Origin of the sequence: Cellulomonas jepli (genome assembly GCF_047229345.1) — a bacterium.
Taxonomy (GTDB): Bacteria; Actinomycetota; Actinomycetes; order Actinomycetales; family Cellulomonadaceae; genus Cellulomonas_A.
In genome coordinates this window covers 1-22,264 of record NZ_JBFTER010000024.1, presented here as the reverse complement: position 1 = coordinate 22,264, position 22,264 = coordinate 1, and the positions used below count along the sequence as shown (strand labels likewise).

The following is a 22,264-nucleotide window of genomic DNA, read 5'->3' as shown; positions in this document are numbered from 1 at the left end:
CGGGGCGGTCCTGGGCTAAGGTTGAGCCCGCTTGAGGGGCTGTGGCGCAGTTGGTAGCGCGTCTCGTTCGCAATGAGAAGGTCAGGGGTTCGAATCCCCTCAGCTCCACCTCACGATCGGCCCCCGGTGCCCTGAGCGCCGGGGGCCTTTCTCGTACCGGCTCCCCGTGCGGCGGTCGACGACGGGAGCGTCGCCCCGCGTCAGCGCCGCGCGAGCGTGATCACCAGCCGCCCGGTGTTCTCTGCGTTGCCGAGCTCCGTCAGCACGAGCTCGCCGCTCGCGCCGATGTACCTTCCCGTCCCGCCGGTGACGGCGAGCGTCTTCACGGGCGCGTTCGAGGCGCGGCCCTGTGCGGTGATCTGACCGTCGGGCAGCTGGTAGCTGACCTGGCACGCGAGGGCGAGCGGCGGGTCGGCGGGGACGACGGCGGTGACCGTGCACGTCCCGCCGCCGGCGCCGACCTCCCGGCCACCGCGCAGCAGGGTGTCCTCGAAGACGATCTGGTCGCCGCGGCTCGGGCTGAGGCCGGGATCGGTGATCGACGTGACCTCGCGCACGCCGTCCGGCCCGAAGTCGAGCAGGAAGAAGCCGGAGAACTGGACGTCGAGCGTGAGGGTGCGGTCACGTCCGTGAGCCCGGTCGAGAGTGTCGCCTCCGAGGGCGGCGCCGGTGAGCGTGACGGCGGCGAGGGTCGCCGTGATGGCGGCTGCGAGCGGCTTGCGCATGAGGACTCCTGGCTCCGGTCGGACCTGTGGCCGACGGGCCGCGGCCACGTCCGACGCTCCGCGCGCGCCCTGGGGGAGTCAAGGGTCGCGCCGTCGGCCCGCCTCCTCGTGCACCGGCGACGGCTCCGGGGCGTGGAGGTGGCCCGGTCGTCAGGAGCCGGGTCGCCAGGCCGGTCGTCGAGCAGCCCGCGAAAGGATCGCCTTGAGGGCCGCGGCACGACGACGCCGGCCGACCCGTCAGACGGGCCGGCCGGCGTGCGTGGTGTGCGGGACCTACAGAGGCGGAGTCCCCGGAGCGCCGCCCGTCACGGGTAGCTCAGCAGGTACGCGTTCATCGTCCCGCTGTTCACCCCCGGCCCCGTGCCGTTGATGACGTGCGTCATGTTCCCCACGCCGCCGAGGGACACGACCGCCATGTTCTCGAAGCGCACGTTCGGGTTCACGGGCGCCTCGAAGGTGTGGAACAGGGTGACCGACGGGTCGGCCTGGAAGAACACGTAGCTGCCGAGGCCCTGCGCCCGGAACGACGTCACCGAGTCGGCGACCTTGATCGACGCGTAGCCCTGGCGGCTGCCGTTCATCCACGCGGCCTGGTTCGGCGGGTCGTAGGGCTTCTCGTTCTGGAAGAAGATGACCCGGCCGCGCTGGCCGTTCCAGATGACCTCGTACTTCTGGTAGTGCTCGACGAACAGGCCGGTCGCGAGCACGTCGTTGCCGTTGACCACGAGGCCGGTGTCGGCGGTGTTGATCGTCCAGCCGATCGTGCCCGCGTTGCCGTGGTCGCCGCGCCACATCCAGGTGTGGTCGACGATCGTGTTGCTGCTGTTGACGATCAGCGAGTTCGTCGCCTTGCCGGCCACGCGGCCGCCGATCCGGAAGAACACGTCCTGCACGGTGACGGGGTTGGCGGCGCGGCTGGTGCCGATGCCCGCGGTGGTGCCGACCGTCATGAGCGCGTTGCTGTTCGTGGTGCCGGCGTCGATGAACATGCCCTTGACGCGGACGCCGTCGACGTCGCCGACCGCGATGGCCGTGACGCCGCCCTGCGGGACGAGCGTGGCGTAGCCCATGCCCAGCAGCACCGTGTCGGCGCGGTTCACGACGATCGGGGCGTCCAGGTTGTAGATGCCGGGCGTGAACACGACGTGGCAGCCGCCCGCGATGCGGGCGTTGATCGTCGCGGCGCTGTCCGACGGGCGGGCCACGAACACCTGGCTGAAGCTCACGGACGAGCCGGGCGTCGGGGAGCCGACGGCCCAGCTGGCGCCGGTCGCGTTCGTCCGCAGGGACGGCAGGAACAGGCGGTACTCGTTGCCCGCGACGTAGATGTACGGGACGTCGCGCGAGGCCGGCGTGCTGCCGACGTTCGTGTGGTGCACGCCGCTCGGCGAGGTGGAGAAGTTCGTCGCCGGGGCGCCGTTGACGCCCGAGAAGACCATGTTCCAGTTGGAGCCGCTCCAGCTGCCGAGGTTGCTGTTCATCGTGAACCACTGCTGCTGCGACGCGGACTCGACCGAGCCGGTGACGCGGGTGTCGGAGATGTAGCCGCCCGAGGACCAGCCGTACGACGCCGGGAACAGGTCGAGGCCACCGAGGACGTTCATGCGACGGAACGGCGCGGCCTGGGAGACGCCCCAGCGGTTGCGGCCGCCGTTGGTGTTGATCGTCATGTTCTCCGCGCTGCGCCAGAAGTTCTGCGTCGCGTTGCCGGCGTCGCTCGCGTTGAACGCGTCGACCGTGACCGCGCCGTTGATGGTGACGCCGTCGGGGTTCTGCGCGAGGCCCTGGATCGAGGTGTTGAAGCCGATGTTCGCGTAGACGTCGTACGAGCCCGGCTTGAACAGCAGCGCGTCACGCCGGTCGTGGAACTGGTGGGCCTGGGTGTCCTTCTGCGCCTCGAACACCTGGTTGAGCGACGCCTGGATCGTCGCGTCGGGCGTGCTGTCCTCGAAGATGCGGACGTTCGGGCCGAAGTCCGGGACCGTCGGCTGCGCGGCGCACGTGGTGCCGGTCGTCGTCGTGGTGAGGACCTGGAAGTCGAACAGCGAGTACCCGAAGCCGGTGCCGCGGGCCGTGCCGGTCAGCCGGACGTAGCGCCCGCTGCCCTCGACGGCGAGGGTGTCGGTGCCGCCGTCGCCGGTCGTGGTCGAGGAGATCGTCGTCCACGGGCCGCTCGCGGAGCCGCTCGTCTGGATCTGGTACGCGCGGCCGTACGCCGCCTCCCAGCTGAGCACCACGCGGCAGATGCTCTGCGTGCTGCCCAGGTCGACCTGGATCCACTGCGGGTCCGCGAACGCGCTCGCCCAGCGCGTCGTCGCGCTCGCGTCGAACGCGGCGGACGCCGGGGTGCCCGCGTTCTCGGTCGACGACGCGGAGGCCGCCTTGTTCAGCGCGGCGTTCGTCCCCGAGGTGCACGTGGGCGTCGTCGTCCCGGTCCCGAAGACCTGGACCTCCCACAGCGAGTAGCCGTAGCCCGTCGCGCGCTGCGTGCCGAGCACCCGCACGTAGCGGCCGGTGCCGGTCACCGCGAGGGTGTCGACGCCGCCGTCGCCCGTGGTCGTCGCGTGGACGTCCGTCCACGGGCCCGACGCCGACGCCGCGACCTGCACCTGGTACGAGCGCGCGTACGCGGCTTCCCAGCGCAGGACGACCTGGTCGACCGCGTACGTGCCGCCGAGGTCGACCTGGATCCACTGCGGGTCGGCCGACGCGCTCGACCAGCGGGTGCCGGTGTCGCCGTCGACGGCGCTCGCGGCCGGGGTGCCCGCGTTCTCCACGGACGACGCGGTCACGGGCTTGCCCTGCGAGATCAGCGGGCCGGCCGCGCGCGCGACGGGGACGAGCGGGGTGAGGGTCGCGAACGACAGGAGCGTCGCGACCAGGAGGAGCACGAGGACGGGCCGGCGCCAGGGGGACGCCGTGGGTGCCACGAGGGGGACGGTTCCAGCAGATCGGGCCATGGAGAGGCTCCTGACAGCTCGGAGGAGGCGCGCGGAGGACCCGCGGCGCACGGTGCAGCGGGGAAACCGGGACGGCGGAGCACCGCAGGCGATCGGGTGGTGTGCACCTGCAGCGGGACGGTCACGACCTTGTGAGTCCGGTGTTGCGGTACGACGACGCAGCCTGCTCCCGACGCTGGGAGCAACTTACTTTCTGGATAGTAAGACTATGGGAGCCGTGCGCGCCAGGGGTCGAGGCCACCGCTGCTTCCGGCGCAGGGCGACGGATGAGGCGGACCCGGCCCGGGGGAGCAGCGGTCCGGGAGGCGGAGCTGCCTGTGAGGTTCTGGTTCCGAGCCGGAAGCATCCCGATGGCATGATGACGCGATGCCCGGCAGCCCCTCCGAGTCCCCCGGCGGCGCCCGCCGCACCTGGTCCGCCGTGAAGGCGTGGATCGACCCGCTCGTCGTGATGATCATCGCGGTGCTCGTGCTGGGACTCGTGGTCCCGGCCAGCGGGGTCGCCGCCGACGTCCTCGGCACCGTCAAGACCGCCGCGATCGTCGTCCTGTTCTTCCTCTACGGCGCGCGCATGGCGACGCGTGAGGTGTGGGACGGTCTGCGCGCGTGGAAGCTGCAGGGCTCGATGCTCGCCGCGACCTACGTGCTGTTCCCGGTGCTCGGGCTCGCGATCCAGCTGCTGCCCGACGAGGTCCTGGCGCCCGAGCTCAAGACCGGCCTGCTGTTCCTCTCGGTCCTGCCGTCGACGATCCAGTCCTCGGTGGTGTTCACGTCGATCGCGCGTGGCAACGTCGCCGGGGCGATCTGCGGCGCGACGGTGTCGAACGTGCTCGGGATCGTGCTGACGCCGCTGTTCGTCGCGGTGCTGCTCAGCCGGACCGGGGGATCGCTCGGCGGGTCGGCTGCCGCGACCCTGCTCCAGCTGCTCGTGCCGTTCGTCGCCGGGCAGCTCGTGCAGCCGTGGATCGGGGCCTGGGTGCGCGCGCACCGGCCGCTGACCCTCGTGACGGACCGGGCCGCGATCCTGCTCGTCGCGTACGCGTCGGTCAGCGAGGCGCAGGTCTCGGGGGCGTGGGACGGGATCACGTGGGTGTCGCTCGTCGTGCTGCTCGTCGTGTGCGCGGTGCTGCTCGCGGTCATGCTCGCGACGACCTGGGGCGCCGGCGGGTGGCTCGGGCTCAACCGGCCCGACCGGATCGCGCTGCTCATGTGCGGGTCGAAGAAGAGCCTCGCGACCGGGCTGCCCATGGCGTCGGTGCTGTTCAGCCCGGTCGTCGCGGCGAGCGTCGCGCTGCCGGTCATCGTGTTCCACCAGCTGCAGCTCGCGACGTGCGCGGTCATCGCGCGCCGGCTCGCGAGCACCGAGCCCGACGAGGTCGCGGCCCGCACCGCCTGACGCGCCGCCAGGTCAGCGCTCCTGGACCGGGTTCGGCGCCGCCTCCGGAGCCGGCTGGCCGGCGGTCGGGACCGGCGGCGCCCCGGCCGGAGGAGTCCCGACCGGCGGCGCCCCGACCCACGGGCCCGGCGGGTACGGCTGCGGAGCGCGGGCCGGCCGGTGCGCGCGGACCCACCGCCGCAGGCGGACGACGCCGAACGCCACGAGCCCGCCGAGCACCAGCCACGGCAGCAGCACCCCGAGCACGAGGACGAGCGTGCCCAGCATCGCGACGAGCGACTCCCAGCCGACCGCGAGCCCACCGAGGAAGCCCTCGGGCGCCGGCTCCTCCTCGGCGACCACCGGCTCGTCGGACGGCTCCGTGATCGACACGCGCAGCGTCGAGAGCGCGACCTGCTCGGCGAGCCGGGCGCGCTGCCCCTGCAGGGTCTCGAGGTTCGTCTGCCGCTCCGCGAGCGCGACCTCGGCCGTGATGAGGTCCTCGCTCGTCGTCGCCCTGCCCAGCAGGTCCTCCATGCGCGCGACCGAGATCTGCAGCGACCGGATGCGGGCGTCGAGGTCGGCGCTGCGGGCCGTCACGTCCTCCGCGGACAGGTCGATCGACTCGACGGTGCCGATCTCCTCGAGCGCGTCGAGCGTCGGGGTCAGGTCGTCCGACGGCACGCGGACCAGCAGCTCGGCGCCGGCCTCCTGCCCGGAGGTCGCGGCGCGCTCGTAGCGCTCGTCGACGCGCCCGTCGGCGGCCTCGACGAGCCGGACGACCTCGTCCGCGGCGTCGCGCGGCTCCTCGGAGGTCAGGAGCACCTCGCCGCTCGTGACGACCTGGCGCCCGATCGCGTCCGACTCCGCGGCCGCACTCTCGGAACCCTCGGCGCCGGCCTCACCCCCGACGGCACCCTCGGCGGCGTCGGCGGCCTGCGGGGCGTCCTGCAGCGACGCGCCCGCGTCCGACGCGGCCTCGGAGCCGCCCGAGTCGCTCGCGGAGCAGCCCGCGAGCACCCCGACGAGGAGCAGCGGCACGGCGGCCAGCACAGCGGTCCTGCGTCCTCGCACCCGGTGTGGTCTCATGCGGCGACGGTAGGGGCGGGCGCCGGCCGGCCGGGGCGTCGTGGCCCGATCGTGACGCTTCCGTCATCCGATCGCTGCACGGCGGCCGCCGTGCGGGGCTGCACCGTGCGGGCCTAGACCCAGGTGTCGAGCCACATGTGCGCGTGCCAGAACGAGTAGGGGATGACCCACGCGGTCCAGATCGGGTAGAAGAACGCGCTGACCGCGACGAGCACGACCACGAACGCCGAGACCCCGGCGATGGCGCGCCGCCGGTGCACGGGGTCGCCGTCCCGCTCGCCGATCAGCAGCCCCAGCACGTAGGCGAGCGTCAGCACGACCCACGGCGTGAAGGCGATCGAGTAGAACGCGAAGATCGTGCGGTGCGTGTAGGCGAACCACGGCAGCCAGCCCGCGACGATCCCCGAGAGCACGGCACCCGCGCGCCAGTCCCGCTGCCACACGAGCCAGCCGAGCGCGACGACGATCGCGGCGGCCGCGGACCACCAGATCAGGGGGTTGCCGAGCGAGGTGATCGCTTGCGCGCACGCGTCCGCCCCGCAGGCCTCGCGCGCCTGGTCGGGCGGGAGCGTCGAGACCTCGGACGGGTAGAAGTACGACGTCGGGCGCCACTGCACGATCCAGCCCAGCGGGTGCGCGGCGTAGGAGTGCTCGGCGCTGAGCGACGTGTGGAACGCCCACATGTCCGTGTGGTACTTCCACAGCGAGCGCAGCCCCTCGGGCAGCCACTGCACGCCCTGCCCCGGGTTCTGCTCCGCCCACAGGCGCCCGTAGGCGTCGGGGGAGCGGAACCACGACCACCACGAGCCGACGTAGGTGACGACCGCGATGGTCACCATCGCGATCCCGGCGGGCACGGCGTCCTTCACGAACGCCGCGAGCGGCCACGCGCGGACCCCGACGGCGCGGCGGGCCGTCGCGTCCCACAGCACGCTCATCAGGCCGAACACCGCGAGGAAGTAGATGCCCGACCACTTGGTGCCGGCGCACAGACCGAGGAGCACCGCCGCGGCGAGCCGCCACCAGCGCACCCCCATCCAGGGTCCCCAGCCCAGCGCGGCCCCCGAGTCCAGGACCGCCGCCGTGCGTGCCGCGAGCCGGCGCCGCGCCTGCTCGCGGTCGATCAGCAGCGCGCCGAACGCCGCGAGCGCGAAGAACATGACGAACCCGTCGAGCAGGCCGATGCGCGAGTGCACGATCGCCATGCCGTCGACCGCGAGCAGCAGCCCCGCGAGCGTGCCGAGCGCGGTCGAGGCGAACAGCCGCCGCCCGATCCGCGCGACCATGAGCACGCTCAGGATCCCGGCGATCGCCGCGCCGAGGCGCCACGCCGCCGGGTTCTCGACGCCGCCACCGAGCTGCAGCCCGAGCGCCAGCATCCACTTGCCGACCTGCGGGTGCACGACGTACTCCGCGGCGACCTGCAGCGCGCCGGGGTCGCCCGCGGCGAAGCGCTGGTTGGCGTCGTCGCCGAGCCACTGCGCCTCGTAGCCGCGCTCGAGCATCGACCACGCCTGCTTGACGTAGTACGTCTCGTCGAACACCAGGGTCCGCGGGCGGCCGAGGTCCCACAGGCGCAGGAACGCCGCGAGCGCGGTCACGGCGAGCGGCCAGAGCCAGCCCAGGAGGCGTGCGCGCGGGGTCGCGTCGAGCTCGAGCGTCGCGGTGCCGAGCAGGCGGCGCAGCAGGCGGGTCTCGGTCGGGACGATGGGCCCGGCGTCGGCTGCGTCTGCTCCGTCGGCGGCGTCGGTCCCGTCGGCCCGCTCGGTCCCGTCCGCCTCGGCGTCGCCGTCGGCGCGGACCTTCGCGGTCATCACGGCGTGGAACGGGCGGCCGTCGTCGGGCCCGTCGGTGCGCTCCTCGGCGGCGGACGGGCCGCGCGGCGCGCCGCCCTCGGTGCGCTCGTCGGGGTCGGCCGGGGGCCGCTCCCCGGGCGCGCGGGGACCTGCCGGGTCGGTGGACGTCGAGGCGCCCGTGGGCGCGGCGTCGTCGTCGAAGGTGCGCGGCACCCGGTCATCGTAGGGGGAGCGTTCCCGCGTGCGCCCCCTCCGGATCCCGGTCGTTCCGCTCCGTGGGCGCCCGACGACGTCCACCGGCCGCGCGGACCGCCGACCCGCCGAGCCCGCACCGGTGGCGCCCCGTCGAACGTGCGGCGTCCGCGCCGTCGAGGTCCGCCCGGCCCGGTCGCCGGCCCGGTGGCCGGTCCCGAGCGCGGCGGGTGGCAGGCTTGCGGCGTGAGCACACCAGGCACCCCGACCGGCCGGCTCGTCCTCGCGGCGACCCCGATCGGCGACGTCGAGGACGCCTCGCCGCGCCTGCGCCGGCTGCTCGAGGAGTCGGACGTCGTCGCCGCCGAGGACACGCGCCGGCTGCGGGCGCTCGCCGCGCGCATGGGCGTCACGGTCGGCGGGCGGGTCGTGAGCTACCAGGAGCACAACGAGGCGGCCCGCGCGCGCGAGCTGCTCGACGTCGTCGCGCAGGGCGGGACCGTGGTCGTGGTGACGGACGCGGGCATGCCGTCGGTCTCCGACCCGGGGTTCCGGGTGGTCGCCGCGGCGGTCGAGGCGGGGCTGCCGGTGACCGCGGCGCCCGGTCCGAGCGCGGTGCTCACCGCGCTGGCGCTGTCCGGGCTGCCGACCGACCGGTTCTGTTTCGAGGGGTTCCTGCCGCGCAAGGCGGGGGAGCGGGCGCGCGCGCTCGCGGGCCTGGTGACCGAGCGGCGCACGATGGTGTTCTTCGAGGCACCGCACCGGCTCGCCGAGACGCTCGCGGCGATGGTCGAGGCGTTCGGCGGCGACCGTCCCGCGGCGGTGTGCCGCGAGCTGACCAAGACCTACGAGGAGGTCCGCCGCGGGCCGGTCGCCGAGCTCGCGACGTGGGCGGCCGACGGCGAGGTGCGCGGCGAGATCGCGGTCGTCGTCGCCGGGGTCGCCGGGCCGGCGGCGACGTCGATGGCGGACCTCGTCGTCGAGGTGCTCGCGCGCGCCGACGGCGGCGAGCGGCTCAAGGACGCCGTCGCCGAGGTGGCCGTCGCGGGGCAGGTCGCGAAGCGGGACCTGTACGCGGCGGCGCTGGCGGCGCGCTCGCGCTGACGCTCGGGGCGGCGCCGGTTACCCGCTCGCCCGGCACTGCTCGCCCGGCGCCCGCCCGCCGCGGCCCGCGGGATCACCCGGTGCGATCACGATCGAATCGTTACGATGACGCGGTGACCGGCGAGCTGCTCGAGGACCGCTACCAGGGCGGCCGACCCCTGCGCACGCTCGCGTACCTGTTCGCGGGGCAGCGCTGGCGCCTGCTCGTCGCGGCCGTGGCGTTCGCGTTCAAGCACTCGCCGGTGTGGATCATGCCGGTGCTCACCGCGGAGGTCATCGACATCGTCGTCGACCACCGCCCGCTGCGGGACCTGTGGTGGGCCGCCGCGCTCATGGCGCTGTTCATCGGCCAGAACTACCCGCTGAGCGTGCTGTTCATCCGCCAGCTGTCCCTCTCGGTGCGCACCGTGGAGACGAACCTGCGCATGGCGCTGTGCCGCCGCCTGCAGGAGCTGTCGATCGGCTACCACCGCCGGATCAGCGCGGGCGTCCTCCAGGCGAAGATCGTGCGCGACGTCGAGAACGTCGTCGAGAGCACCCGCCAGACGTTCGACTCGGGGATGGCGGCGGTCACGACCCTCGCCGGGGCGATCGTCATCACCGCGGTGCGCGTCCCGGAGTTCCTGCCCGTGTTCGCGGTCGCGGTGCCCGCGTCGGCCCTGCTCGTCGTCGCGATGCGCCGGCGCATGACCGCGCGCAACGCCGCGTTCCGCGCGCAGGTCGAGCAGATGTCGGCGCGGGTCAGCGAGATGACGCACCTCATCCCGATCACGCGGGCCCACGCGCTCGAGAACGACGAGCTCGACCGCATGGACCGCTCGCTCGTCGGCGTCCGCGAGGCCGGGATCCGGCTCGACGTCGTCAACGGCAAGTTCGGCGCGCTCGCGTGGATCACGTTCCAGCTGCTCAGCGTCGCGTGCCTGGTCGGCGCCGCGTGGGTCGCGTGGACCGGCGTGTTCGACGTGAGCGCGGGCGACGTCGTGATGCTCTCGAGCTACTTCATGGCGCTCACCGGCTCGGTGACCGCGCTGCTCAGCCTCGCGCCCGTCGTGACGAAGGGCCTCGAGTCGGTCCGGTCGATGGGCGAGGTCCTGACCGAGCCCGACGTCGAGCGCAACGCGGGCAAGGCCGAGGTGACCGACGTCGCGGGCGCCGTGCGCTTCGACGACGTGCGGTTCGCGTACGACGACGCGCCGGACGAGCACGCGGTCGACGGGCTGACGCTCGACGTCGCCGCGGGGGAGACGGTCGCGCTCGTCGGGCCGTCGGGCTCGGGCAAGTCGACCGTGCTGAACATGGTCATCGGGTTCCTCGCCCCGACGCAGGGCCGCATCCTGCTCGACGGCCGGGACATGGCCGAGCTCGACCTGCGCACCTACCGCCGGTTCCTCGCCGTCGTGCCGCAGGAGTCGCTGCTGTTCGAGGGCAGCGTGCGCGCCAACGTCACGTACGGCAGCCCGGACCTGTCCGACGACGCGGTCCGCGCCGCCCTCCGGGACGCCAACGCGCTCGAGTTCGTCGAGGCGATGGGCGGGCTCGACGCCGTGATCGGCGAGCGTGGCGCACGCCTCTCGGGCGGTCAGCGCCAGCGCCTCGCGATCGCCCGCGCGCTCGTGCGGGACCCGCGGGTGCTCGTGCTCGACGAGGCGACCTCGGCGCTCGACACCGCGTCGGAGCGCCTCGTGCAGGAGGCCCTCGCGCGCCTGATGAAGGGCCGCACGACGTTCGTCGTCGCGCACCGGCTCACGACCATCCAGGGCGCCGACCGGATCGCGGTGATGCGCGACGGGCGGCTCGTGGAGATCGGCGCGCACGAGGAGCTCGTCGCGCGCGGCGGAGCGTACGCGCAGCTGCACGCGATGGGGCCGCTCGCGGGCTGACCGCGGATCGCAGCCGTCGTACCGGCTGGTCGCGCCGTCGGCACCCGGCCGGGCGCGACGCGGACGGGGTCAGCCGAGCTCGTCCGCCGCGTACCGGACGTCGTCGGGCAGGGGCAGGGGCTCGTCCCACCCGGTCGGCGGGCGCCACGACTCCCACCCCTCGTCGAGCGGCCAGCCCCGGCGCTCGACGACCTCCGCGGCGGCGGCGCCTTGCGCGCGCACCCAGGACGCGAACGCCGGCGAGATCGTCCCGGCCCCCTCGAGGTCGGCCAGCTCGTCCTCGTCCTTGTACTGCCACGACCCGTCCGGGTGGACCAGGAGGTCGAGCACGAGGTCGTGGGTCACGGTGGTCCGCGCTCCTCGCCGGTGCGGCAGCTCCACGTTGACGTAGACGCCGGTCCACCCGCCGTCGTCGCCCGTGAAGAACCAGAGCGACCAGGGGGCGCCCGTGGGAGCCACCCGCACCTGGCCCGCACCCTGCCACCGCCTCCGGTTGGGGACCTCGGTGTGCCGGTCGCGCTCCGAGGGCCGCACGGCGCGCACGTCCCGGCCGTCGGGCAGCCGGGCGACGACGGACTCGGAGCCGCGCGGCAGCCACGCGACGAGTCCGCGCGCGTCGTCCCGCACGACGCGGACGGGGTGGCCGCGGTGGGGTGACTCGCGCCAGAACAGGACGTCACCCGGTGACCAGTACGGGCCGCTGCCGTCGACGGGTGTGGCGCCGGGGACCGCGGGGTAGAGGGCCCGGGCTTCGGTGGGCACGTCGGTGCCGGTGCCGCGCGCCGGTCGGGGTCCGCTCACGCGTCGTACGACGCGACGAGCTCGACCCCCGCCGCGGCGAGCTCCGCGCGCGCCTGCGCGCCGAGCTCCGGGGTCACCGGCACGGTGAGGTCCGTCAGCACCCGGGTCCGCAGCCCGAGCGCGTGGGCGTCGAGGGCGGTCGCTCGCACGCAGTGCGACTCGGCGATCCCGACGACGTCGACGTCCGTCACGCCGCCCTCGCGCAGCAGGTCCGCGAGCGGGCGCCCGTCGGTGTCGACGCCCTCGAAGCCCGAGTAGGCGGCGGCGTACGCGCCCTTGCGGACGCTGAGGTCGGGCAGCATCGCGGCGAGCGCGGGGTGGATCGCGGCCTCGGCCGTGCCCGCGACACCGTGCGGCGGCCAGGTGTCGACGAAGTCGGGGGTGTCGCTGAAGTGGGCGCCCGGGTCGACGTGCCAGTCCTGCGTCGTGACGACCAGCGGGTACCGGTCGCGGTGCACGTCGACGTAGCGCGCGATCGCCGTGGCGACGGCGTTGCCGCCCTCGACCGGGAGCGACCCGCCCTCGCAGAACGTCGGCTGGACGTCGACGACGAGCAGCGCGCGCACGGGCCCGGCGCCGTCAGCCGCTGCCCGGGGTGCGGCGTCAGGGGCGGTCGGCGCTGACGTCCTCGGCGCGGCGGTGGCGCTGGTCGGCGTCGGCTGGGCGTGGGAGTCCTGCTGCGTCACGGTGCTCCTCCAGGTCGTGCGGGCGGCCCCGCGTCCCGAGTCTCGCAGCGTGGCGGACCGGGTGCGTCCCCGCACGCGGGCACTAGCGTCGGTCCATGGAGTTCCGCCGCATCCCGGGCCTGCCGCCCTACGTGTTCACGATCATCGACTCGCTCAAGCTCGAGGCCCGCCGCGCCGGCCACGACGTGATCGACCTCGGCTTCGGCAACCCGGACCTGCCGAGCCCGCAGATCGCGGTGGACAAGCTCGCGGAGGCGGCCCAGAACACGCGCAACCACCGGTACTCCTCGTCGCGCGGCATCCCCAAGCTCCGCCAGGCCGTCGCCGACCTGTACCAGCGGCGCTTCGGCGTGAGCCTCGACCCGGACACCGAGATCATCTCGACGATCGGCGCGAAGGAGGGCTTCAGCCACCTCATGTGGGTGCTGCTGCAGCCGGGCGACGCCGCGATCGTCCCGACGCCGAGCTACCCGATCCACATCTGGGGCCCGTACTTCGCCGGCGCCGACGCCCGGCAGGTCCCGATCGGCGACGGCGACGACGGCGCCGGGTACATCGACCGCGTCATGGAGGCGTGGGAGCTCGGCTGGCCCAAGCCGCGCGTCGTCGTGCTCTCGTTCCCGCACAACCCCACGACGACGACCGTCGACCTGCCCGACCTGCAGCGGCTCGTCGACTGGGCGCGCGAGCGCGACGTGGTGCTGGTGCACGACCTCGCGTACGCCGACATGTGCTTCGACGGGTGGACGCCGCCGTCGATCCTGCAGTGCGAGGGTGCCAAGGAGGTCGCCGTCGAGCTGTACTCGATGACGAAGTCGTTCTCGATGGCGGGCTGGCGCGTCGCGTTCCTCGTCGGGCGCCCGGACGTCGTGGGGGCGCTCGCCAAGCTCAAGAGCTACCTCGACTACGGCACGTTCCAGCCCATCCAGATCGCCGCGACCGTGACCCTCAACGAGGCCGCCGACTACCCGACCGAGCTCAACACCGTCTACGCGTCGCGCCGCAACGCGCTCTACGACGGCCTCACGCGCATCGGGTGGGACATCCTCAAGCCGCGCGGCACGATGTTCGCGTGGGCGAGGATCCCCGAGCAGTACGCCGAGATGGGGTCGATCGAGTTCGCCCAGCACCTCGTCCGGGAGTGCGACGTCGCGGTGTCGCCGGGCGTCGGGTTCGGTCCCGGCGGCGACCGGCACGTGCGGTTCGCGCTCATCGAGAACGAGCAGCGGATCGCGCAGGCCGTGCGCGGGCTGCGGCGCGGGCTGACGCGGCTGGGCTGACGCTGCGCGCGGGTCGACGCTGCGTGCGGTGCTGACGCGGCGTGCGAGTCCACGCTGCGCGGGGGTGACGCTGCGCGCCGTCGGGAGGCGGCCGTGCCCGCGACCCGCGAGGCTGACCGCATGGTCGAGCGGACGCGGTGGAGCGGTCGAGGGGTGGACGGGACGGTGACGCTCGCGGTGGCGGCGCTCCTGCTCGCCGGGTGCACGACGTCCGACGCGGGCGGCGGTCCGGCGACCCCCGGGCTGAGCCCGGGGTCGTCGACGGCGCCCGCGACCGGGTCGACCGGCACGGGCGCCGCGCTCGTGGAGGTGCCGACGGTCGACGTGACCGCGGTCGACGAGGTCGTGTCTGGGCTCGACATCCCGTGGGGCCTGGACTTCCTGCCCGACGGTCGCGCGCTCGTGACGCTCCGCGACGCCGGACGGCTCGTCGTCGTCGACCCCGCGGGCGACGTGACGGACGTCGTCGGGCCCGGTGCGGACGCGATCGCGGCGGCGACCGACGCGCAGGGCGAGGGCGGGCTGCTCGGCGTCGCGGTCCTGCCCGCGGAGGGCGCGTCCGAGGGTGCCGCGCCGGGCGCGGGCGCGACGACCGTCGCCGTCTACCTCACGTCCGAGCGCGACAACCGCGTGCTCACCGCCCCGTTCGACGGCGCGACGCTCGGCGAGGTCACCGAGGTCCTCACGGGCATCCCGAAGGGGCAGAACCACAACGGCGGTCGCCTCGAGGTCGGCCCCGACGGGTTCCTCTACGTCACGACCGGCGACACCTACGACACGTCGCTCGCCCAGGACCGCGACAGCCTCGGCGGCAAGGTCCTGCGCGTCACGGCCGACGGCGAGCCGGCGCCGGGCAACCCGTTCCCCGGCTCGCCCGTGTGGACCCTCGGGCACCGCAACGTGCAGGGCGTCGGCTGGGCGGCGGACGGCCGGATGTTCGCCTCGGAGTTCGGCCAGGAGACGTGGGACGAGCTCAACGTGCTGACGCCCGGCAGCAGCTACGGCTGGCCCGTCGTCGAGGGGGACGGCGGCGAGGACGAGGGCTTCGTGGCGCCGGTCGCGACGTGGGCGACGTCCGACGCGTCACCGAGCGGGCTCGCGGTGACCGGCGAGGGCGTCTACCTCGCGGGCCTGCGTGGGGAGCGGCTGTGGCGCGTGCCGCTGGGGTCCGACGGGGTGGGGGAGCCGCAGGCGCTGCTCGACGGCGAGCACGGGCGCCTCCGCGCGGTCGAGGTTGCGCCGGACGGCTCGCTGTGGGTCGTCACGGGCAACACCGACGGCCGCGGCCGGGTGCGCGACGGCGACGACCGGATCCTGCGCGTGACCGTGGTACCCGCCGGCTAGCCCGGGCGCGCGCCGCCCAGCAGCTGCTCGACCGCCGTCTCCACGAGCCCGTCGAGCAGCTCGGGCCGCACCAGGCTGCCGTTGATCATCGACGCGATGCCCTGGAGCGTCGCGAACACCACGAGGCCGGTCCGCTCGGGGTCACCGGCAGGCAGGGCCCCGAGCTCCTGACCCTCGACGACGAGCCCGTGCATGAGCGTGAACGGGGCCGACGCGGCCTCGACGATCCGCTCAGCGCCGGCCCGGTGCTTGCTCGTGTACATGAGCTCGAGCAGCGCGGCGTTCTCGGTCGCGAAGTGCACGTAGGCGGTCATCGCGGCGCGCAGGCGTCCCGGGAAGTCGGCGCCGGAACCGGCGTCCGCGAGCGCGCCGCGCAGGGCGGTGTCGAGGCGGGCGAACCCGGCCTCGGCGAGCGCGTCGAGCAGGGCCTGCCGGTTCGCGAAGTGCCGGCGGGGGGCGGCGTGGCTGACACCGATCTCGCGCGCGAGGTCGCGCAGCGTGACCTGGTCGGGGCTGGTCGCGCGGAGGCGCTGCTCCGCCGCGTCGAGCAGGGCGGTGCGGAGGTTGCCGTGGTGGTAGCGGCGCTCGTCGGTCGTCTCGGGCACGCCTCGCAGCCTACCGCCGATGTTGCCGTTGACGACATTGTGGCCGCTGCCTACTATGTTGCACATGACAACATTCTCCGCGGCGGACGTCCCCGCCATGACCGGGCGCACCGTCGTCGTCACGGGTGCCAACAGCGGGATCGGGCGGGTGGCGGCGCAGGTGCTCGCCGAGCGCGGCGCACGCGTCGTCCTCGCGGTGCGGGACGTCGAGAAGGGGCGCCGCGCCGCCGCGGGGATGGCCGGCGACGTCGAGGTGCGCCGGCTCGACCTCGCCGACCTCGCCTCGGTGCGCGCGTTCGCGGACGAGCTCACCGGGGACGTCGACGTCCTGATCAACAACGCGGGCGTGATGATCCCGCCGCTCACGCGCACCGCCGACGGCTTCGAGCTGCAGCTCGGGACCAACCACCTCGGCCACTTCGCGCTCACGAACCTGCTGCTCCCGCGGATCCGGGGACGGGTCGTGACCGTCTCGTCCAACGGTCACCGGATGGGAGCCATCGACTTCGGCGACCTGCAGTGGGAGCGCAAGCCGTACCGGGCGATGACCGCGTACGCCCAGTCCAAGCTCGCCAACCTGCTCTTCACCACCGAGCTGCAGCGCCGGCTCGACGAGGCCGGCTCGCCCGTGATCGCGACCGCGGCGCACCCGGGCCTCGCCGCCACGAACCTCCTGCGTGCCGACGGTCGGAGCCGGGCGCGGCACGCCGTCGAGCGGGCCGTGAGCCGGCTCATGTCGCAGAGCGAGGAGCAGGGCGCGCTGCCGACGCTCCTCGCGGCGGTCGGCGACGTCCCGGGCGACTCCTACGCCGGGCCGGGGGGCTTCCTCGAGGGCCGCGGTGCCCCGACGCTCGTCGGCCGGTCCGCCAAGGCGCGGGACCGCGAGCTCGCGCGACGGCTGTGGGACGTCTCGGAGGAGCTCACGGGCGTCACGTTCCCCGGGCGCGCGCTCCACGCGGCCTGAGGCTCGGCGCGGACGGCGCCCTGGGCCGAGGGGCGAGGCGGGTGCGCGCGCTGGGGTGCGGCGCGCGGGGTGCATCGACGAGGTGCCGACGTCAGGCCGGTGACCTCGGCGGCGCGGGCTCGTCCGGCGACGGCGGCCCGCCCGGCGACTGCGGCGCGCCCGACGACGCCGGCGCGTCGGCCGGGCCGAGCACGCGCTCGAACCACCCTCCGGCGGGCGGGTGGACCGGCGGGGGAGCCGGCGGCCGTGCCACGCGCGGTTCGACCGCCCACAGCACCTCGACACGCTCCGCCGCACCCGCGAGGACGGCCGCGGGGACGACGGTCCGCGTCTCGGGGACGCCGAGCGCCGGGCACGCGCAGACGAAGACGAGGTCGCCCTCGGCCGGCACGGGCGTCAGCCAGAAGGTCGCGTCGACGCGGCGGTCGCCGCCGTGGCTGTCGCGGGGCGTCAACCGGGGAGCGTCGTCGTCGGCGGACTCGAGCGCCGGCCCCACGTTCGTCGCCACGCCGCCGTCGGGCAGCTCGACCCCGAGCAGCAGGCGGCCGGCCGCCGGTCCGGGGCGGCGCGCGTAGGCGTGACCGTGGACGATCGTGTGCAGCTCGGCGTCGTCGTCCTCGTCGTCGCGGCGGCGGACGGTGAGGTCGATCTCCACGCCCGTGGAGGACACGCGTCCCCCGACGAGCGCGATCGCGACGTCGTCCGTCCGCGCGAGGACCCCCCGCACCGGCACGGGGACCGGGAGCTCGTTCTCCGGGGGGCCCGTGGACCAGGCGGGGAGCGTGGGCACGGAGCCGTCGTCCGGGACGAAGTACATGCGCCGACGATCCCGCTGCTGCGCCGGCCGGTCAACGGCGCCCGGTGTGTGCGGGCGTCTTCGCCGGCCACGCGCACGGGGCGCGGCACGGGCGAGCGCGGTTCTCGTCGGGCGGCCGCTCTGCGTGCGGACCCCGCGGATGGTGAAACGTTTCGCCGAGCGCGGCGAGGCCGCAGCGGTGCTTCCATGACGGACGTCGCCCCGTCGCAGTGCTGCGTCGTCGGCCACTCCTGCCGGGCCTGCACCCGCGCGGAGCAACGTGAGTCCTCGCCGTCCCCGCACGGACCAAGGAGCGACATGAGATCCCTACGCACCACCCTGCTGACGGGCCTGCTGAGCCTCGGGCTCGGCGCGTCCGTGCTCGTGGCGGCCGCGCCCGCGACCGCCGCCGTCATCTGCGAGCAGTACGGCAGCGCGCCGATCCAGAACGGCCGCTACGTCGTCGGCAACAACCGCTGGGGCAGCAGCGCGACGCAGTGCATCGACACGACCGCGACCGGCTTCCGGGTCACCCAGGCCGACGGGAGCAACCCCACGAACGGCACCCCGAAGTCGTACCCCACCGTCTACTACGGCTGCCACTACGGCGTCTGCTCGACGAGCGGCAACATCCTCACCAACGGCCTCCAGGCGAGCGACCCCGCGTTCGCCGGGATCTCGACCAGCGTGAGCATGAGCTACCCGAGCAGCGGCACCTACAACGCCGCGTACGACATCTGGTTCCACCAGAGCCGCCCGACGTCGACGACCGGCCAGAACAACGGTGCCGAGCTCATGATCTGGCTCAACCGCCAGGGCTCGATCCAGCCGATCGGCTCGCGCGTCGGCACGGCGAACCTCAACGGCGCGACGTGGGAGGTGTGGTCCGGCAACATCGGCTGGAACGTCATCTCGTACGTGCGCACGACTCCGACGACCAGCCGGAGCTTCAACGTCAAGACCTTCTGGGACGACGTGGTCAGCCGCGGGCTGGGGTCGAACGCCTGGTGGCTCACGAGCGTCCAGGCCGGCTTCGAGCCGTGGATCGGCGGGACGGGCCTCGCCGTGAACAGCTTCTCGGTGACGACGGGCGGGAGCACCCCGCCGCCGACGACGCCCCCGCCCACGACGCCGCCCCCGACGACCCCGCCGCCGACCGGCTCGGGCGCGTGCTCCGCGACGTACTCGACCGCGAACGCGTGGCAGGGCGGCTCGCAGGGCTCGGTCACGGTCCGCAACACCGGCTCGTCGGCCATCTCCGCGTGGACGGTGCGCTGGACGTTCCCGAACGGCCAGACGATCAGCAGCCTGTGGAACGGCCGCCTCACGCAGAGCGGCTCGAGCGAGACCGTGCGCAACGAGTCGTACAACGGCTCGCTCGCGGCCAGCGCCTCGACGACGTTCGGCTTCCAGGTGAGCGGCGCGGCCCCCGGGACGCCCGCGCTCACCTGCACGCCCTCGTGACCCGGGCCTGACCCCCGTCCGGCACGCACCGACGCCCCGTCGCGGCCACCACGGCCACCGCGGGGCGTCGGCACGCGGCCGCCGGTGCGGACCGGGCGGGCGCGGACGGCGTCGGGGCGGACGGGGGCGCCGCGACGGTCCACCCGCGCGCAATGACGGGGACCCGGCGCGCGCCCCCGCCTACGATGTCGCCATGCCCGAGTCCCGCTCGTCCTTCTACCTGACCACGCCGATCTACTACGTCAACGACGCCCCCCACATCGGGCACGCGTACACGACGGTCGCGGCCGACGTCCTCACCCGCTGGCACCGCCAGCGCCAGGAGCAGGTCTGGTTCCTCACGGGGACCGACGAGCACGGGCAGAAGGTCATGCGCACCGCCGAGGCGAACGGCGTGAGCCCGCAGGAGTGGGCGGACCGGCTCGTCGAGAGTCAGTGGCAGCCCGTGCTCCAGACGCTCGACGTCGTCAACGACGACTTCATCCGCACCACGCAGGAGCGCCACACCACGCGCGTGCAGTCGTTCATCCAGGACCTGCACGACAAGGGCGAGATCTACGCGGGGTCCTACGAGGGCCCGTACTGCGTCGGCTGCGAGGAGTACAAGCTTCCCGGCGAGCTGCTCGACGGCACCGGGGAGTACGAGGGCCAGAAGGTCTGCCCGATCCACGGCAAGCCGGTCGAGATGCTCTCCGAGCAGAACTACTTCTTCCGCATGAGCGCGTACACCGAGCGCCTGCTCGAGTTCTACGAGGCCAACCCGACGTTCGTGCAGCCCGCGAGCGCCCGCAACGAGGTCCTCGCGTTCGTGCGCCAGGGCCTCCAGGACCTGTCGATCTCGCGGAACACCTTCGACTGGGGCATCCCGATCCCGTGGGACACGAGCCACGTGCTCTACGTGTGGTTCGACGCGCTGCTCAACTACGCGACGGCCGTCGGCCTCGGGTCGGACGACCCCGAGGAGAAGGCGCGGTTCGAGCGGGTCTGGCCCGCCGACGTGCACCTCGTCGGCAAGGACATCCTGCGGTTCCACGCCGTCATCTGGCCGGCGATGCTGATGGCCGCGGGGCTCCCGCTGCCCGGGCAGGTCTTCGCGCACGGCTGGCTGCTGGTCGGCGGCGAGAAGATGAGCAAGTCCAAGCTCACGGGCATCGCGCCGAGCCAGATCATCGACACGTTCGGGTCCGACGCGTTCCGCTACTACTTCCTGCGCGCGATCGCGTTCGGGCAGGACGGCTCCTTCTCGTGGGAGGACCTGCACGCCCGATACACCTCCGAGCTCGCGAACGGCTTCGGGAACCTGGCCTCGCGCGTCACGGCGATGATCGCCAAGAACTTCGGCGGCTCGCTGCCGGAGCCCGGCCCGCTCACGTCCGCCGAGGAGGCGCTCGCCGAGGTCGCCGCGCGCGCGGTGGCCGACGCCGAGCAGGCGATCGACCGGCTCGCGCTGCACGAGGCCATCGGCGCGGTGTGGACCCTGGTCGACGCGACGAACCTCTACCTGACCGAGCAGGAGCCGTGGAAGGTCGCCAAGGCGCCCGGCGAGGTCGGCGAGGACGGGCTCGGCGTCGCCGGTGGGCGCCTCGCGACGATCCTCGTGACCGCCGCGGAGGCCCTGCGCTCGCTCGCCGTGCTGCTGCACCCGGTGACCCCGCGGGCCGCGCAGCAGCTGTGGGCGGCGCTCGGTGCCGAGGGGGCGCTCGGGGCGCTCGGCGCGCAGCCGGTGGCGGACGCCGGCCGCTTCGGGGTGCTCCCGGTGGGCACCACCGTGACCAAGGGTGCGTCGCTGTTCCCGCGGATCGAGGAGCCGGCCGAGCAGTGAGCCGGTCGCGCAGCCGCGAGCGCGGCTGGCCGGCCGACCCCGAGCCGCTGCCGTCCCCGGTCTGGGACAACCACACGCACCTCGAGAGCGTGCTCGCGTTCGACGTGCCCGACGGCGCGGCGGACGCGGCCGGTGCGTCGGCGGCGCCTGACGCGCCGTCGCCCGACGGGCAGCGCGACGGCGCCCCGACGGACGACGAGCGCGGTGCGAGCCGTGCGCCCGGGCGCCGTACCCTCGAGGACCACCTCGGCCGGGCGGCGGCGGCCGGTGTCACGGCGCTCGTCCAGGTCGGCTGCGACGTCGACGCGATCGCGTGGACCGACGCGCTGCTGCGCGCGCACCCCGACGGTCTCGCGGGCGTCCGGCTGCTCGGTGCCGTCGCGATCCACCCCAACGAGGCCGTGCTGCACGCGCGGGTGCTCGAGGTCGCGCCCGACGGCCTCGACCCCGCGCTCGACCCGCGCCACGACCTCGACCTGGACGCGGCGATCGCCCGCGTCGCCGACGTGGCCCGGGCGAACCCGCGCGTGCGTGCGGTCGGCGAGACGGGGCTCGACCACTTCCGCGCCGGTCCGCTCGGCCGCGAGGTGCAGGTCGAGGCGTTCCGCGCGCACGTCGCGCTCGCCAAGGAGCTCGGCCTCGCACTGCAGATCCACGACCGGGACGCGCACGCCGCGGTGCTCGAGGTCCTGGAGCGCGACGGTGCGCCGGAGCGCACCGTCTTCCACTGCTTCTCGGGCGACGCGGCCATGGCGCGGCTGTGCGCGGACCGCGGCTGGTACCTCTCGTTCGCCGGTCCGGTGACCTTCGGGGCGAACGACGAGCTCCGGGCGGCCCTGCGCGCGGTCCCGCTCGACCGGGTGCTCGTCGAGACCGACGCGCCCTACCTCACCGCGCACCCGCTGCGCGGGCGGCCGAACGCGCCGTACCTGCTGGGCCTCACGGTGCGCCGGGTCGCCGCGGAGCGCGGTGTCGGTCTCGACGCGCTGTGCCGCACGCTGAGCGCGACCTCCGAGGCGGTGTACGGCCCGGCCTGACGCTGCCCGGACCCGACCGCGCCGCGCCGCGGGCACGACCGCGCCGCACCGCGGGCACGACCGAGCCGCGCCGGGCGTGCTCGACGGGTGAGACGTCCCGGCGAACCCGGACAAGCGTCCTGCTCCCGCTACCCGCCGCGGTCACGGATCGGTTACGGTCGGACGTGCCGCGCGCGGACCGTGCCCCGAGGGGGCCGGGTCCCTGCGAGCACCGCAGGCGCAGCACCCACCGAGGACCGAGAGGACGCCCGTGCCCGAGCCCGACGCGTTGCCGCTCACGCGGCGCGAGCGTGCGGCGCTCGAGCGGGCGCAGGCGCGCACGGCGGTCCCCGGCCTCGCCCGGCG

Annotated in this window: 17 protein-coding genes and 1 tRNA gene; 10 read left to right on the top strand and 8 right to left on the bottom strand. The window is 74.4% G+C overall.

Features of this window, described 5'->3' with window-relative positions; all coding sequences use genetic code 11:
• Positions 1-35 precede the first annotated feature (35 nt).
• Positions 36-108: transfer RNA gene (locus AB6N24_RS07975), tRNA-Ala, on the top strand.
• Between the two features lie 92 nt (positions 109-200).
• Here AB6N24_RS07975 and AB6N24_RS07970 read toward each other — a convergent pair.
• Entirely contained in the window at positions 201-725 is a 525-nt protein-coding gene (locus AB6N24_RS07970) for an allene oxide cyclase barrel-like domain-containing protein (RefSeq protein ID WP_412868875.1), read from the bottom strand.
• A gap of 305 nt (positions 726-1,030) precedes the next feature.
• Positions 1,031-3,685 (bottom strand): discoidin domain-containing protein, encoded by a 2,655-nt coding sequence (locus AB6N24_RS07965; protein WP_412868874.1) that lies wholly within the window; start codon positions 3,683-3,685, stop codon positions 1,031-1,033.
• A gap of 366 nt (positions 3,686-4,051) precedes the next feature.
• On the opposite strand from AB6N24_RS07965, the gene AB6N24_RS07960 reads away from it, so the two are divergent.
• Positions 4,052-5,080, top strand: a complete 1,029-nt coding sequence (locus AB6N24_RS07960) for a bile acid:sodium symporter family protein (RefSeq protein ID WP_412868873.1) — start codon at positions 4,052-4,054, stop codon at positions 5,078-5,080.
• A gap of 12 nt (positions 5,081-5,092) precedes the next feature.
• Here AB6N24_RS07960 and AB6N24_RS07955 read toward each other — a convergent pair whose 3' ends face one another.
• Both AB6N24_RS07955 and AB6N24_RS07950 read right to left on the bottom strand, forming a co-directional pair.
• A complete protein-coding gene (locus AB6N24_RS07955; RefSeq protein ID WP_412868872.1) occupies positions 5,093-6,148 on the bottom strand; it encodes a DUF4349 domain-containing protein in 1,056 nt (351 codons plus the stop codon).
• Positions 6,149-6,261: 113 nt separating this feature from the next.
• On the bottom strand, positions 6,262-8,157 hold the full coding sequence (locus tag AB6N24_RS07950; protein ID WP_412868871.1) for a dolichyl-phosphate-mannose--protein mannosyltransferase: 1,896 nt from the start codon (positions 8,155-8,157) through the stop codon (positions 6,262-6,264).
• A 225-nt stretch (positions 8,158-8,382) separates the two neighbouring features.
• On the opposite strand from AB6N24_RS07950, the gene rsmI reads away from it, so the two are divergent.
• Both rsmI and AB6N24_RS07940 read left to right on the top strand, forming a co-directional pair.
• Positions 8,383-9,240 (top strand): 16S rRNA (cytidine(1402)-2'-O)-methyltransferase, encoded by an 858-nt coding sequence (rsmI, locus tag AB6N24_RS07945; RefSeq protein WP_412868870.1) that lies wholly within the window; start codon positions 8,383-8,385, stop codon positions 9,238-9,240.
• 113 nt (positions 9,241-9,353) lie between these two features.
• On the top strand, positions 9,354-11,120 hold the full coding sequence (locus tag AB6N24_RS07940; RefSeq protein WP_412868869.1) for an ABC transporter ATP-binding protein: 1,767 nt from the start codon (positions 9,354-9,356) through the stop codon (positions 11,118-11,120).
• A gap of 69 nt (positions 11,121-11,189) precedes the next feature.
• Here AB6N24_RS07940 and AB6N24_RS07935 read toward each other — a convergent pair whose 3' ends face one another.
• On the bottom strand, positions 11,190-11,921 hold the full coding sequence (locus AB6N24_RS07935) for a ribonuclease FAU-1 family protein (RefSeq protein WP_412868868.1): 732 nt from the start codon (positions 11,919-11,921) through the stop codon (positions 11,190-11,192).
• Positions 11,918-12,487, bottom strand: a complete 570-nt coding sequence (locus AB6N24_RS07930; RefSeq protein ID WP_412868894.1) for an isochorismatase family protein — start codon at positions 12,485-12,487, stop codon at positions 11,918-11,920. Before AB6N24_RS07930 ends, AB6N24_RS07935 begins: the two co-directional genes overlap by 4 nt.
• A gap of 215 nt (positions 12,488-12,702) precedes the next feature.
• Between AB6N24_RS07930 and AB6N24_RS07925 the strand changes: the two genes are divergently transcribed.
• Together AB6N24_RS07925 and AB6N24_RS07920 are read left to right on the top strand one after the other, a co-directional pair.
• Positions 12,703-13,887 (top strand): aminotransferase class I/II-fold pyridoxal phosphate-dependent enzyme, encoded by a 1,185-nt coding sequence (locus tag AB6N24_RS07925; RefSeq protein WP_412868867.1) that lies wholly within the window; start codon positions 12,703-12,705, stop codon positions 13,885-13,887.
• A gap of 120 nt (positions 13,888-14,007) precedes the next feature.
• Positions 14,008-15,231, top strand: a complete 1,224-nt coding sequence (locus tag AB6N24_RS07920) for a PQQ-dependent sugar dehydrogenase (RefSeq protein WP_412868866.1) — start codon at positions 14,008-14,010, stop codon at positions 15,229-15,231.
• Here AB6N24_RS07920 and AB6N24_RS07915 read toward each other — a convergent pair.
• A complete protein-coding gene (locus AB6N24_RS07915; RefSeq protein WP_412868865.1) occupies positions 15,228-15,836 on the bottom strand; it encodes a TetR/AcrR family transcriptional regulator in 609 nt (202 codons plus the stop codon). The genes AB6N24_RS07920 and AB6N24_RS07915 overlap by 4 nt on opposite strands.
• A 64-nt stretch (positions 15,837-15,900) precedes the next feature.
• Here AB6N24_RS07915 and AB6N24_RS07910 point away from each other — a divergent pair, with 64 nt between their 5' ends.
• Entirely contained in the window at positions 15,901-16,800 is a 900-nt protein-coding gene (locus AB6N24_RS07910) for an oxidoreductase (RefSeq protein ID WP_412868864.1), read from the top strand.
• Positions 16,801-16,891: 91 nt separating this feature from the next.
• On the opposite strand, the gene AB6N24_RS07905 is transcribed toward AB6N24_RS07910, so the two are convergent.
• On the bottom strand, positions 16,892-17,617 hold the full coding sequence (locus AB6N24_RS07905; RefSeq protein ID WP_412868863.1) for a hypothetical protein: 726 nt from the start codon (positions 17,615-17,617) through the stop codon (positions 16,892-16,894).
• 297 nt (positions 17,618-17,914) lie between these two features.
• On the opposite strand from AB6N24_RS07905, the gene AB6N24_RS07900 reads away from it, so the two are divergent.
• The 3 genes from AB6N24_RS07900 (at position 17,915) to AB6N24_RS07890 (ending at position 21,919) form a co-directional block, all read left to right on the top strand.
• Positions 17,915-19,060 (top strand): GH12 family glycosyl hydrolase domain-containing protein, encoded by a 1,146-nt coding sequence (locus tag AB6N24_RS07900; protein ID WP_412868862.1) that lies wholly within the window; start codon positions 17,915-17,917, stop codon positions 19,058-19,060.
• 193 nt (positions 19,061-19,253) lie between these two features.
• A complete protein-coding gene (metG, locus tag AB6N24_RS07895; protein WP_412868861.1) occupies positions 19,254-20,882 on the top strand; it encodes a methionine--tRNA ligase in 1,629 nt (542 codons plus the stop codon).
• Positions 20,879-21,919: a TatD family hydrolase gene (locus AB6N24_RS07890; protein ID WP_412868860.1), complete on the top strand. Its 1,041-nt coding sequence runs from the start codon at positions 20,879-20,881 to the stop codon at positions 21,917-21,919. Before metG ends, AB6N24_RS07890 begins: the two co-directional genes overlap by 4 nt.
• The last annotated feature ends 345 nt before the right edge of the window (positions 21,920-22,264 follow it).